Annotated in this window: 16 protein-coding genes; 2 read left to right on the top strand and 14 right to left on the bottom strand. The window is 43.0% G+C overall.

Annotated elements, in window-relative coordinates:
- Positions 1 to 310 precede the first annotated feature (310 nt).
- Positions 311 to 547 (bottom strand): hypothetical protein, encoded by a 237-nt coding sequence (locus tag B4U37_RS00880; protein ID WP_088020072.1) that lies wholly within the window; start codon positions 545 to 547, stop codon positions 311 to 313.
- A 142-nt stretch (positions 548 to 689) separates the two neighbouring features.
- On the opposite strand from B4U37_RS00880, the gene pdaB reads away from it, so the two are divergent.
- A complete protein-coding gene (gene pdaB, locus B4U37_RS00875; protein ID WP_088016698.1) occupies positions 690 to 1,454 on the top strand; it encodes a polysaccharide deacetylase family sporulation protein PdaB in 765 nt (254 codons plus the stop codon).
- Between the two features lie 49 nt (positions 1,455 to 1,503).
- Here the strand turns inward: pdaB and B4U37_RS00870 are convergent, their stop codons facing one another.
- Positions 1,504 to 2,106 carry a KinB-signaling pathway activation protein gene (locus B4U37_RS00870; RefSeq protein WP_088016697.1) on the bottom strand — a complete coding sequence of 201 codons (603 nt, stop codon included), beginning with the start codon at positions 2,104 to 2,106 and terminating at the stop codon, positions 1,504 to 1,506.
- A 158-nt stretch (positions 2,107 to 2,264) separates the two neighbouring features.
- On the opposite strand from B4U37_RS00870, the gene gerD reads away from it, so the two are divergent.
- On the top strand, positions 2,265 to 2,894 hold the full coding sequence (gene gerD / locus B4U37_RS00865; protein ID WP_088016696.1) for a spore germination lipoprotein GerD: 630 nt from the start codon (positions 2,265 to 2,267) through the stop codon (positions 2,892 to 2,894).
- Between the two features lie 44 nt (positions 2,895 to 2,938).
- Here the strand turns inward: gerD and B4U37_RS00860 are convergent, their stop codons facing one another.
- From B4U37_RS00860 to B4U37_RS00805, 12 genes are all read right to left on the bottom strand, one after another.
- A complete protein-coding gene (locus tag B4U37_RS00860) occupies positions 2,939 to 3,985 on the bottom strand; it encodes an Mrp/NBP35 family ATP-binding protein (RefSeq protein WP_088016695.1) in 1,047 nt (348 codons plus the stop codon).
- Between the two features lie 121 nt (positions 3,986 to 4,106).
- Positions 4,107 to 4,829, bottom strand: coding sequence for an N-acetylmuramoyl-L-alanine amidase CwlD (gene cwlD / locus B4U37_RS00855; protein WP_088016694.1), 723 nt, complete (start codon positions 4,827 to 4,829; stop codon positions 4,107 to 4,109).
- Between the two features lie 62 nt (positions 4,830 to 4,891).
- Positions 4,892 to 5,332 carry a YbaK family protein gene (locus B4U37_RS00850; protein WP_088016693.1) on the bottom strand — a complete coding sequence of 147 codons (441 nt, stop codon included), beginning with the start codon at positions 5,330 to 5,332 and terminating at the stop codon, positions 4,892 to 4,894.
- 126 nt (positions 5,333 to 5,458) lie between these two features.
- A complete protein-coding gene (locus B4U37_RS00845) occupies positions 5,459 to 5,902 on the bottom strand; it encodes a hypothetical protein (RefSeq protein ID WP_088016692.1) in 444 nt (147 codons plus the stop codon).
- A complete protein-coding gene (locus B4U37_RS00840) occupies positions 5,895 to 6,665 on the bottom strand; it encodes a hypothetical protein (protein ID WP_088016691.1) in 771 nt (256 codons plus the stop codon). The genes B4U37_RS00845 and B4U37_RS00840 overlap by 8 nt, the downstream gene beginning before the upstream one ends.
- 14 nt (positions 6,666 to 6,679) lie before the next feature.
- Positions 6,680 to 7,081, bottom strand: coding sequence for a hypothetical protein (locus B4U37_RS00835; protein WP_088016690.1), 402 nt, complete (start codon positions 7,079 to 7,081; stop codon positions 6,680 to 6,682).
- A 676-nt stretch (positions 7,082 to 7,757) separates the two neighbouring features.
- Complete coding sequence (rpsI, locus tag B4U37_RS00830) at positions 7,758 to 8,150, bottom strand: 30S ribosomal protein S9 (protein ID WP_010191551.1); 393 nt, start codon at positions 8,148 to 8,150, stop codon at positions 7,758 to 7,760.
- Between the two features lie 20 nt (positions 8,151 to 8,170).
- Complete coding sequence (gene rplM / locus B4U37_RS00825) at positions 8,171 to 8,608, bottom strand: 50S ribosomal protein L13 (RefSeq protein WP_010191550.1); 438 nt, start codon at positions 8,606 to 8,608, stop codon at positions 8,171 to 8,173.
- 164 nt (positions 8,609 to 8,772) lie between these two features.
- Positions 8,773 to 9,519: a tRNA pseudouridine(38-40) synthase TruA gene (gene truA, locus B4U37_RS00820; protein ID WP_342746503.1), complete on the bottom strand. Its 747-nt coding sequence runs from the start codon at positions 9,517 to 9,519 to the stop codon at positions 8,773 to 8,775.
- Between the two features lie 14 nt (positions 9,520 to 9,533).
- Positions 9,534 to 10,337 (bottom strand): energy-coupling factor transporter transmembrane component T family protein, encoded by an 804-nt coding sequence (locus tag B4U37_RS00815; RefSeq protein ID WP_187443918.1) that lies wholly within the window; start codon positions 10,335 to 10,337, stop codon positions 9,534 to 9,536.
- Positions 10,321 to 11,196: an energy-coupling factor ABC transporter ATP-binding protein gene (locus tag B4U37_RS00810; RefSeq protein WP_088016687.1), complete on the bottom strand. Its 876-nt coding sequence runs from the start codon at positions 11,194 to 11,196 to the stop codon at positions 10,321 to 10,323. The genes B4U37_RS00815 and B4U37_RS00810 overlap by 17 nt, the downstream gene beginning before the upstream one ends.
- The gene (locus B4U37_RS00805) at positions 11,172 to 12,005 is read right to left on the bottom strand and encodes an energy-coupling factor ABC transporter ATP-binding protein (protein ID WP_088016686.1); all 834 of its coding nucleotides are present in this window, start codon (positions 12,003 to 12,005) and stop codon (positions 11,172 to 11,174) included. Before B4U37_RS00805 ends, B4U37_RS00810 begins: the two co-directional genes overlap by 25 nt.
- Positions 12,006 to 12,530 lie beyond the last annotated feature (525 nt).

The following is a 12,530-nucleotide window of genomic DNA, read 5'->3' as shown; positions in this document are numbered from 1 at the left end:
TAGAACCGACGTTATGACGCTGTTGTTTTGTTTAGTTTTCAAAGATCATTTCAATCACTTTGTCGCTCAGAAGCGACTTTACTAATGTAACACATTGGCTCAGTTGATGTCAATATGTTTTTTGTTTTTGTCTTGCAAGCGTTTATGTATCTCGCAGCGACGAATAATAATATACCACGGTTTTTCTTTTACCGTCAACTACTTTTAAAAAGTTTTTTCAATTTGTTTTCGTGACGTACTTTCTTCTTCTATACAAGTGTTGGATGAGCAAATAAGAAGCCGCAATTTCTGCGGCTGATCACGTGTAGCTTTAATAGAATTCCCTTTCTCTAAAGACGGCTTTGGATCGGATATATTTCATACACTCTGTTGGTGGAGCAATACGGGTGAACATTTTGTAGAGAATTTGATAGCGTTCTTCCATGGCATGCTTAACTACTCTATCGATGCGATGATCATCAAAATCATGTAAGAGTTCTTCAAGTTCTCTTCTTAACAAGTATTCCATTTCTTTCACTTCTTTATTGTTTAACAGCATCCCTAACATTTCTTCACCTCGAAAAAATACTTTATAGTGTATTTTTTCCACCAAACCGGTTTTTATGAAACATTTTCCTAAATATTTTTTGCATAAGATTTGTCCTATTGAATATTTATGAGAGTAGATACTGTGGACAAGGGGGCTAAGCATGACTAATTTCTATGTTATTAACGGAAGAAAGCTTAAGCAATTATCCATCATCATTTTGGCGGCATTCTTCACTGCAGGGATTTTATATATAGAGAACTTCTCCAATCAGCCGGTGTTTTCAACCAAAGATGGACCCCGGGCAATCTATAAAGGGGAAGGCAATAACAAGGAGGTTGCTTTGTCCTTTGATATTAGCTGGGGGGATGAGAAAGCTCTTCCCATCTTGGATTTATTGAAACAAAATAGCGTAACTGGTGTGACATTCTTCTTATCTGCCTCATGGGCGGAGAGGCATCCGGATATCGTGAAACGTATTGTGGAAGATGGGCATGAAATCGGGAGCATGGGGTATGCGTATGAGAATTACCGGGACCTTGAAGACTTGAAAGTGAAGAGAGACATCTTAAAGGCCTTGGATGTATTCGAGAAGCTAGAGGTCAAGAAGGTCAATTTGCTTCGCCCGCCTAAAGGTGCTTTTGATAAACGTGTACTTGAGATTGCCAATTCACTCGGGTTTACTGTGGTGCATTGGAGTATCGATTCTCACGACCTGATTAATCCTGGGAAGGAAATTATCGTGGATAATGTGACAAAGAATTTGAGCAATGGGGATATCGTTCTTCTTCATGCGTCTGATTCTGCCAAACAAACCGAGGACGCTTTACCAGAGATTATTCGGTATATCAAAGACAAAGGGTACGAAATAAGTAGCGTCACGGAACTGATCAACAACACTAAAGCCAAAAGCAAGGAAGTTCAATAACTCCCATTAAAAAAACGGCTCCTCTCCCAATCGGAGAAGCGCCGTTTTCTTATTTTGCTGCAGAGGTTTTATTCAACCGGTGCAATAATAATAACTGATAGGAATTACATGCTAATAAAGGGAACAGCATGAATAACAGCCACCCTGGTTCATTTTCCCTAAGTGCTGGGAACCACTCGATAGTTGTTACCACCACCATAAAGAACAACGCAGGAATAAATGCGTGTTTATTGGTCTGCGCCTTTTTCACATAGGCTACGAGCAACCCGTATACCAAAAGAAAAATCGGAAATGCGAAATAAGGAAGTAAGGAATCTCCTTCATTTGCAAATGATATATAACGGAAATACACAAGATCAAATAGTACGAAAATGATAAGCACTAATTGTACGGCACTCCAAAGGGATTTGAATATTCCCAAGCCGAATCGATGAATCGTTAAATAAGCGAAGAACCCCATTTGACTGATGATGCTGAATATCAAACCTACTCCTATGTACCAGGCAATAATGGATAGGAATTGAAGGTATTCTCCATTTGCAAATTGTGCTGTATGTTGATCCCAGCGGACTATGAACGCAACAATAACGGTAGTTACCGCTCCGACTAGCAGCGTGGAAAGAAATAATCGAACCCAATTACGACTGTTCACTTTCTTTTCCTCCATTTAACACAGATTAAAGACACTAGTTACCATTTTACCAATGTAACCAATAAAAATCCATCATCCCTACCCTGCAAATTTGTATATTTGATTAATTTTGTCACATATTAATCGTATGAAATAACATGTTGGGAGGAGTTTTCTTAATGAAAAGCTACCTTTTACCGCTTCTCCTTCTTTCCCTCCTTCTTACTGGTTGTGCAGAGAATGAAAAAGGCGGTCAAATGGATTATGACGAAACCAAAAAAATGGTTGTTGATATATTAAAGACAGACGATGGAAAAAAAGCGATTGAAGAAATCATGGCTGACGATAAGATGAAGGCTAACTTTGTTTTGGATCAGGAAGTGGTGACAAAATCGATCGAGCAAACATTGGATAGCGAGAAAGGCGCGGAATTTTGGAAAAAGGCGTTTGAAGATCCTAAGTTTGCCGAGACTTTTGCAAAGAGCATGCAAAAAGAGCATGAGAAACTTATTAAAGATTTAATGAAGGACCCTGAATATCAAGCTATGATGGTGCAAATTCTGCAAGACCCTGAGATGGAAAAGCAAATGATAACCGTCATGAGCGGACAAGAATATAAGAAACATCTTCAACAAGTGATCACTGAAACTTTCGAGAGTCCGTTGTTTAAAGCCAAACTACAAGACCTATTGTTAAAAGCCGCTTCTGAAATGCAAGGCGGGGAAGGACAAGGTGGCGGTGGGCAAGGTGAAGAAGGTGGCGGCTCGGAAGGTGGACAGGAATCCGGCGGCGGTTCAGAAGGTGGATAAAAAACAAGCAGACCCAAAAATTATAAGGGTCTGCTTGTTTTGCTTTACGTTAATTCCACCACTTTTGATGCAATGCTTAAATAGATTTTCCCAAGATCATGTTCTTCTTGGTAGATGGACGGTGCAAAGTCATCGTCATTCCAGTCCGGTTGTTGTAATGGAAGTTGTCCAAGAAGCGGTGCCTGCAACTCTTCTGCAAGCTTGTCTCCTCCACCTTTTCCAAATACATACTCTTTTTCACCCGTCTTCTTGCTTTCAAAGTAGGCCATGTTTTCAATGACCCCAATTACTTCATGGTCCGTTTTAATCGCCATTGCCCCAGCTCTAGCTGCAACGAATGCTGCTGTCGGATGAGGAGTCGTTACGATTAATTCTTTACAGGACGGAAGCATGGAATGCACATCTAGCGCCACATCCCCTGTTCCTGGAGGCAAGTCTAGCAGCAGGTAGTCTAAGTCTCCCCACTCCACTTCATTAAAGAAGCTGTTCAACATTTTGCCAAGCATCGGACCTCTCCAAATAACCGGTGAGTTGTCCTCTACGAAAAAGCCCATGGAGATTACTTGTACCCCAAAACGTTCCACCGGGATGATCTTTTCCCCGCGCACGACCGGACGTTTCGTAATGCCCATCATATCAGGCACGCTAAAGCCATAAATGTCTGCATCAATTAAGCCGACTTTTTTCCCTAAACGCGCCAATGAAACCGCCAAGTTGACAGATACAGTTGATTTTCCAACGCCACCTTTTCCGGATGCAATAGCCAGGAAGGTTGTTTTGTTGCTTGATAGAAGTGTTTCTTCCTCTTTAGGAGCCTCCACGCCAAAACGCGCGACTACTTCTTGCGGAAGTTCCATGAAACGAAGGCCAACCGTTGCCGCCCCCGCTTCTTTTAAAAGATTAACGATGGTACTTTGCAATTGCATTTGCTCTGCCGTACCAGTCTTGGCAAGCGCCACCTTCACACTGACATGATTCTTTTCTTCTTTGATGGAGATTTCTTGTATCGCGTTTGTTTCTTCAAATGTTCTATGTAAAAACGGATCATGTAGATCTTTTAATAACTGTACTACTTTAGCTTCTGTTAACACTGTGACCCCACCCTTATGTGATAATAGTCTATTTTCAGAATTGAATTCGTTTACAATTTTAGTATAACATACAGACCGCTTGAATTTATCGATATGTGCCTATAAAAAATCCCCCTTTTTGTTACTCAGGAGGATCTGGAAGCTCTTGTTCATTTGTATAATGACGCATCACTCCGTTATAGATGGAAGCTGCTAGGGATTTTTGGTATTCTTCAGTATTCAATAAAGCCCGTTCGGAGGGATTGGACAGAAAGCCCACTTCTACTAAAGCACCCGGTATTTCGGCATTTTTCAAGATGAAAAGAGTATTCATTGATTTTGCATAACGGTCTGTGTTTTCCAAGTTGACCCTGAACTCTTCTTGGATAAATTTTGCCAATCGTTCATTTTCCTTGTGTTTCGTCCCATGGTAGAAGGTTTGTGCCCCTCTCCATCTTGGTGACGGGATGGCGTTCAGGTGAATGCTGAGAAAAAGGTCTCCGTCGGATTCATTAATCAACTCAATCCGTTTACGCAAATCCTCTACCTTTCTGCGGCTATAGCCTTTTGTTGCAGGATCGGCAAGGTCAATGTCCTCTTCTCTAGTCATCAATACCAAAGCCCCTTGCTCCTGAAGGTAATCTTTCACATAACGGGAAACTTCTAGCGCCACATCTTTTTCTAAAACATCGCCGCCGACCGCCCCTCCATCAGGTCCACCGTGGCCAGGATCAAGGATGATAATCTTTCCGCTTAACGGCAGACTCCACTGCTCCCATGTATCCTTTGAAAATAATTGATATTGAAAAACAGCGGTCACCGTTAAGATTACCGTTAGAAAAGCCCAGAATTTCCACCTTTGCATATGTATCCCTCCCGCATGTCCACTCTTTACACTATATGGGACAAGGGGGAAGTTTATGATAATTAGTGCAACCTCATGCGGTACCTTTTTTCACCTTTATGGAAGCCTTCGCGCCACCAGTAATCAACAAAGGCGTCGCATGTCATATAAAAAGATTCATGAACCATATCATTATCACCGATGGAACCCCAGTACAAGAAATAATCGTATAAGGTATCAATCAAATATTTCTCTTCCAAATGGCAGCGCGTTTTCACCTGCGCTGCATTTTCACCATAATACCCAAACTTGCTATATGAAGCACCTAAAAGATAAGCTTCGATTGCTACATCTAGACAGCCCTCTTCTATGGCAGTTACCTGTTTTTTGTTTTTTAAGTATGGCGAGAAACAATCCTTCACCTTTGTTCGTAAAACCTCGAGTGATATTTCACGCAGCATCTTGCGCTCGTATTTCATTTGCTTTTCCCTGCGCTTTTCCTTAAAGGTTGTTACTACAGTCATTTCTTTCACACCCTTTCCCGATTAGTTTCCTAATGGGCGAGGGCTTTCATGCGTGTAAAGAATGAGTACGTTTTTCCAAGTATGGAATTGAAAAAAAACCTGCACAACCAGGCGCAGGCGAAAGGACTATTCTGTTTGGTGAAGCGCATCTTCACGGGCTTGTTCTATCTTCAAATACGCTTCCTCCATAATTTTCCCCAGTTCATTCATAAACTGCTCCTGCTGACCTTCCTCATCTATTAGGATGGATTGGATAAGGTTCTCCGTATAGCTTTTGAGTTCCTCTTTGCTTTTTTCTGCTTCTATAGAAGTAAAATTGGCAAGCTCCTTATTAGCCTGATTTAATGAAACGGCGATTTCTTCTTTTAGAATCGCCATTTGTGCTTCTTTTTCTGTCAGGATCTCTTCTTCCAAAGCTTGAATGGATTCCTGTTGCTTCCCTTCAAACCAACTTGTGAGCAAAGTTTTAATATTGGAACTGGCATAGGCCGTTTTCCATTCTGCTGTAAAAAGAAGTGCCAAGACCATCATCGTCACTATAAACAGTCTCTGCTGGCGCTTATTAGTCATTAATGCTTTCCATTACTTCATCAAGACTTGCTTTTGCCTCTTCTTCCAATTCTAAAGCCTTCGCTGTGATGATACTTTGCTGTTCACTCACCAGTTCATTGATGATAGTTGTCAATGCTTCACGCAGGTCGCTCAACTTGTATGTGATCTGCCGCTCCAGATTATGTCTGCTTACCTGTTCTTCCATCGCAAGCTGTACGGACAGTTCTTCTTTAGCCTGTGCAATCGCATCTTCCAATTCGGTAACCGCGGAATCTTTTGCGGAGGTCAACTCTTGTGTCATTTCATTAACTGCAGCTTGTCCTGTTTCACTCGTGTAATTCTGGAAGCTTTCCTCGACAGTACCCATTGCTTCATTTCCTTGGTTCTGAATTGCAAAATAACCTTCAAGGAAAATATGTTGATACACTTCGTAGTTCATGTTTGCAAGCAACGCTGCTTTTTCTTCGTCCAGTGAAGCAATATGCTCCTCTTTCGCACTCATAATTTCCGTGCTGGCCCTTGTGAGTTCTGCTACCATTTTGTCATTGATTTGCATGCCGGCACCAACTTTAAGTTGTTCGGTACTTGCTGCCCAGTCTGCAAATGCCTCACTAGCTGCCGCTTCATTATCTGCCAAAATCGATTGCTGTGTACTGCCGAATAATCCGTCATACCATTGTCTCAATGGCGATCCTTCACTTGCACTTGCAAACGTCATACCCACTCCAGACACTAAACCTACCGCTACTGTACCTGCTACTAATTTCTTTTTCCACGTCATCCTATATCTCTCCTTTAAGGTTTATTATTTTCATCTAATAATTCTGCGAGATATTGCTCAAGTTCCTGGGTCAATTCTTCGTCCAGCTTCGATTGGCGTTCATCGTAATAGCTGTCCAGTGTATTCTGTTTTAATTGTGTTTTCGCTTGTGTGAGCTGTTGTATGTAATCTGCTTGGTGGTTTTGTATATTGCTCTTTGTTGAGGTGGTGGTGGACTTGAAGAACTCTTTTATTTCTAAGGAGTGTTGGGAGTTGTCTATTTCTTGTAGTGGTTCTGAAAAGATGTTGTTGAAGCTTTCATGGTCAAGATAGCCTTTGATATTATCTGTCATCCAATCTTTAAGTCCGTGCCAGCTAGTAGCTTGAACTTGAGTGCCAGCAAAGAAAAAGCATGTCAGGACCAAAAATGTGACCAATAACTTTGTTTTTATGACTACTTACCTCCTTTTCTTCTTTATTAAGAACTAATGATAAAGCAAGTTCTAAATTTTATTAAGTTGCATAGTGCCTATTTTATTCACTATATAGAACAGGCGGATTTGGTTGTTTTTTCCTAATTTTTACTTAGTTTCCAGGTTTGTATGTGAAATACTGCTTAGGTAGAATGGAGGGGGGGCTTGGTGTTTAGTCGTTAATTTCAAAGGAACTCAATGCGGACACGTCTTCATCAGCTGTATAAGAACCCCTCTCGCACAAAAAATAGCCAACTCTTGTCTTCATCGACCGTATGAGGACCCCTCTCGCACAAAATTCAACCAACTCATGTCTTCATCAGGCGTATGAAGACCTCTCTCGCACAAATCTCGGCCCACTCACGTCTTCATCAGCCGTATGAGGACCCCTCTCGCACAAAATTCAACCCACTCACGTCTTCATCAGCCGTATCAGGACCCCTCTCACACAAAATACAGCCTTCTCACGTCTTCATCAGCCGTATCAGGACCGCTCTCACACAAAATACACCCTTCTCACGTCTTCATCAGCCTTATGAGGACCCCTCTCGCACAAAATACACCCCTCACAAGTCCGCCTTAACACCAAAAAACCCCCAACCACAAAGGGTCGGGGGTTTTCCATATTGGAATCCGAAGATTAACGTTTTGAGAACTGAGGTGCACGACGAGCGCCCTTAAGTCCGTATTTTTTACGCTCTTTCATACGCGCGTCACGAGTTAGGAACCCTGCACGCTTTAAAGTAGCACGGAACTCAGGATCAGCTTGCAATAATGCACGAGCGATTCCGTGACGGATCGCACCAGCTTGACCAGTGTATCCTCCACCGTCAACGTTTACTAATACATCGTAGTTACCTTCTGTTTCAGTAACTGCCAATGGTTGTTTAACAACGTTACGTAGAGCTTCGAATGGGATGTAGTTTTCGATATCACGATCGTTGATCACGATTTGTCCGTTACCAGGAACTAGACGTACACGTGCAACGGAGCTTTTACGACGACCTGTGCCGTAGTATTGTACTTGTGCCAAAGTTATACCCTCCTTATTAATTAACCGCGAAGTTCGTAAACTTCAGGTTGTTGTGCTTGGTGTGGATGCTCGCTTCCAGCATACACATTCAATTTTTTAGCTTGTTGGCGGCCAAGACTTCCTTTTGGAAGCATGCCTTTGATTGCTAGTTCTAACATCTTTGTAGGATAGTTAGTACGCATTTCCAAAGCCGTTCTTTGTTTAAGTCCACCTGGGTGCATTGTGTGACGGTAGTAGATCTTACCGTTCAACTTGTTACCTGTTAAGTGGATTTTTTCTGCATTGATAATGATTACATGATCTCCAGTGTCTACGTTTGGAGTAAAAGTTGGTTTATGTTTACCACGTAAAATGGATGCAACTTCACTTGCAAGACGACCTAAAGTTTGACCTTCAGCGTCAACCACGTACCATTTACGATTAATTTCGCTAGCTTTCGCCATAAACGTTGTACGCATTAAATTTCCCTCCTAAAAAAAATAAAGCTTTTATTTTTCATTTCTTAATATATTTTATTCATCACGATGAAACTCTTCCGGGGCTTGATCGTGGGGTTAAAATACATACCATGTGATATCTTATCTCTTTTTCGCGAGATTGTCAAGAAGATGTTACACCAGGATTAGTTGTCATCATAAACCACGTTCCATAAGTATAAACCGTGTGCTGGTGCCGTTCTTCCTGCCGCTCCCCGATCTCTTGCTTCCAAGATCGAAAAAATATCTCTTGGTAATTTTTTACCTTGTCCAATTTCAAGTAAAGTACCAACAATGATCCGGACCATATTGTATAAAAAGCCGTTGCCGATAATCTGGAATTCAAGATCCTCGCCTTTCAACTCCACATCAAGTGAGTAAATGATCCTCACCTTGTCCTCTACCTCTGTTTTGGCTGAACAAAAGCTCGTGAAGTCGTGTTCGCCAATAAAATGCCCACACGCCTCCTTCACAGCTTCCAAATCCAACGGGTACGGATAGTGATACACCTGATCCCGATCAAATACATTAAAATCCTTTGCCAGGCTCACCTTGTAACGATATTCCTTTTTTACCACATCAAAACGCGCGTGGAAGTCCCCTGAGACAGACTCCACTTTCTTCACCCAAATATCTTTAGGCAGATGGGCATTCAGCGCCTTCTGCCAGGCAGCCTCCGGAATGTCCAGAAGCGAGTCAAAGTGCAGGACCTGTCCGACCGCATGAACACCTGCATCCGTGCGACCAGAAGCGGAAACCTTAACCTCTGTCCCCTTATGGATTCGGGATAAAGCCCTCTGGACTTCCAGCTGGACTGTACGCTTCTCTTTTTGAATCTGATAGCCTTCAAACCCCGCGCCGTCATAGGTTAGGATACATTTTAATCTATTCATCATATCTAACTCCATTATGTTCGGATAAGAACTAAGATAAACGTAAGGACAGCTAAGGTTACCATCAATAAAGTATCTTTCAACTGCCATTCCAGCAAACGGAATTTCGTTCTTCCTTCGCCGCCTTTGTATCCGCGTGCTTCCATCGCCGTAGCAAGCTCCTCAGCGCGTTTAAACGCACTGATGAACAAAGGGACAAGCAAAGGGATCAACGCCTTTACACGCTCCTTCAGAGGCCCTACAGTAAAGTCTGCTCCCCTTGCACTCTGCGCTTTCATGATCTTATCGGTCTCCTGCATCAATGTCGGGATGAATCGCAAGGAAATTGACATCATCAGGGCAAGCTCATGGACAGGTACACCCACCTTTTTAAACGGACCAAATAACGTCTCCATCCCGTCTGTCACCTCAATTGGTGTAGTGGTCAAGGTAAGGATGGTAGTGATTGTGATCAAGAATAAAAAGCGTAAGGATATAAATATAGCCTGTATGATGCCTTCTTCGTACACCTGAATAAAGCCTACTTCAAAGAGCACCGTTCCTTCTTTCGTCAAAAAAACATGAAATAGCATCGTAAAAATAATGATCCAAATAATCGGTTTGAGTCCTTTTAATATAAAGGGGATTGGTATTCTGGTAAGCAACACAACCGTCAACGTAAAGGCAGCAAGTATCGCATACCCCCACACATTATTGGCAAGAAACACAACCATGACGAAAATAAAGACAAGCAGCAGTTTTGCCCTCGGGTCCATCCGGTGAATAAGAGAGGTTCCCGGCACATAACGGCCGATGATCAAGTTATTCAAATCCCTCATCCCCCTTTTTCAAGCGGGAGGAAATCGCTTCTGCCACTTCTTCCACCGTCAGACACACTTCGCTGAATTCTAGATTCAAACGTGAGCCCAGCTCTTTCATAAACAGAACCGTCTCAGGAACGTCCAATCCAAGCTTCTTAATTTCCTCGGCCTGACTGAAAATCTCCCTTGGTGTCCCTTTTAACCCAACAGTCCCTTTGTTCATGACCACAACGGAATCTGCGTACTTTGCCGCATCCTCCATGCTGTGGGTCACTAGGATGGTGGTGAGGTTCTGCTCTTTGTGCAATTTATAAAAAAGGTCCATGATTTCTTTACGTCCTCGTGGATCCAGCCCTGCTGTGGGCTCGTCCAGTACTAGGACCTCCGGCTGCATCGCAAGTACTCCGGCAATGGCCACACGGCGCATCTGGCCGCCACTTAAATCAAACGGAGAAGACTCCAGATATCTATCAGGCAGACCAACAAGCTTAAGCGCCTCTCTTGCCCGCCTTTTTGCTTCCTCTTCCGGAACACCAAAATTAAGCGGACCAAAACAAACATCCTTCTCCACCGTTTCATCAAACAGCTGATGCTCAGGAAATTGAAAAACAATCCCTACCTTTTTGCGCAATGCCTTGATGTTCTTTTCCTTCTTATTAGCGTGCAACGTGATGTCGCCCACTTGAATACTGCCGTTTGTAGGTCGTAACAGTCCATTAAGGTGTTGCAACAAGGTAGACTTCCCGGAACCTGTATGACCAATAATGGCGGTATAGGAGTTCTCAGGAATCAACATGTCCACATCAAAAAGGGCGACCCTTTCAAAAGGAGTATTCAGCTGATAGCGATGTTCTAAATCTTTGATTGTAATTTGCATAACTCATCCATCAGCCTTTCCCTATTAGTTGGATCTGTTTCAAACTCCACGCCCAACTCTTGCAGTTTATTCGCTAAGATGATAGGAAAAGGCAAATCAAGACCTATCTCCACAAGCTTGTCTCCCATACGGAAAACTTCCTCCGGGGTTCCCTCGCCGTATACTTCTCCGCCGTTTAACACTATAATTCGATCTGCCCTCGCTGCCTCTTCCAGGTCATGAGTAATAGATATTACCGTTACCCCAACCTGCTGCCTAAGCTCTTCTATTGTGTCAATTACTTCCTTCCGTCCGATAGGATCGAGCATACTTGTAGCTTCATCTAAAATAATGATGGACGGCCTTAAAGCAATTAAGCCAGCAATGGCCACACGCTGCTTCTGGCCTCCAGAGAGCTGATGTGGTTCTTGGGTTAAAAAAGATTCCATCCCTACTTTTTCAATTCCCTCTGCCACACGCGTAAGCATTTCTTCGCGGGGGACGCCAATATTTTCTAAACCAAACGCAACATCGTCCTCTACCGTCGAACCTACGAATTGATTATCAGGATTTTGAAAGACCATTCCAACCTGTCTTCTAATATCCCAAATGGTTTCCTCCGTTAACTCTGTTCCTTGAACTGTTACAGACCCTTCTGTCGGAAGCTGTAAGCCGTTCAGGATTCTAGCCAACGTGGACTTGCCGGAGCCGTTATGGCCAACAATCGCTGTCCATTCTCCTTGCTCCACTTTCAGATTAATATTCTTTAACGTATCCTCTTCTTGGTTTGCATAGCGGAAGGACAAACCCTTCACTTCTAAGATGGCCATCGAACATACACTCCTCTCTTCTCCGCTTAACTAACTCTCTCTACTATAGACATAACCTTCTAAAAAAGAAAATAAGTACTGTTCTGCTCCAAAAATGTAAAAGCAAAGGGTTTAGGATATACTCCCTGTTGCTTTGCGTTCCAGGTGTTCGCTTTCCGCGGGAAGGTGCTTGAGCCTCCTCACATCGTTGCGGGGTCTCAACCAACCTTTTCTCCCCCGCTGGAGTCTCACACCTTGCACTCCAAGCAACCGGGGGTTACTGGTTACAATTCATAGATAGTCGAGACTTTAACCCCTTCTTGATCTCCAAATCTATATTCAATGAAATTTGTAGCTGGTGATTGGAGCAAAAGGCGTAGACTCCTGCAGGGGAGTAGCGACAATGTTGAGACCCCGCAGGGCGCAGCCCGAGGAGGCTCAAGGTCGCCCCGCGGAAAGCGCAGCCTTTTGCGGAGATCACCAGCGATGTATCAAACAGTCTTCTAATAAAATGGACAAAAAAATAAAGGGCATAGATCAGTCATT

Origin of the sequence: Sutcliffiella horikoshii (assembly GCF_002157855.1) — a bacterium.
Taxonomy (GTDB): domain Bacteria; phylum Bacillota; class Bacilli; order Bacillales; family Bacillaceae_I; genus Sutcliffiella_A; species Sutcliffiella_A horikoshii_C.
The sequence above is the reverse complement of the archived record's forward strand: the minus strand, read 5'-3'. Positions and strand labels throughout refer to the sequence as shown.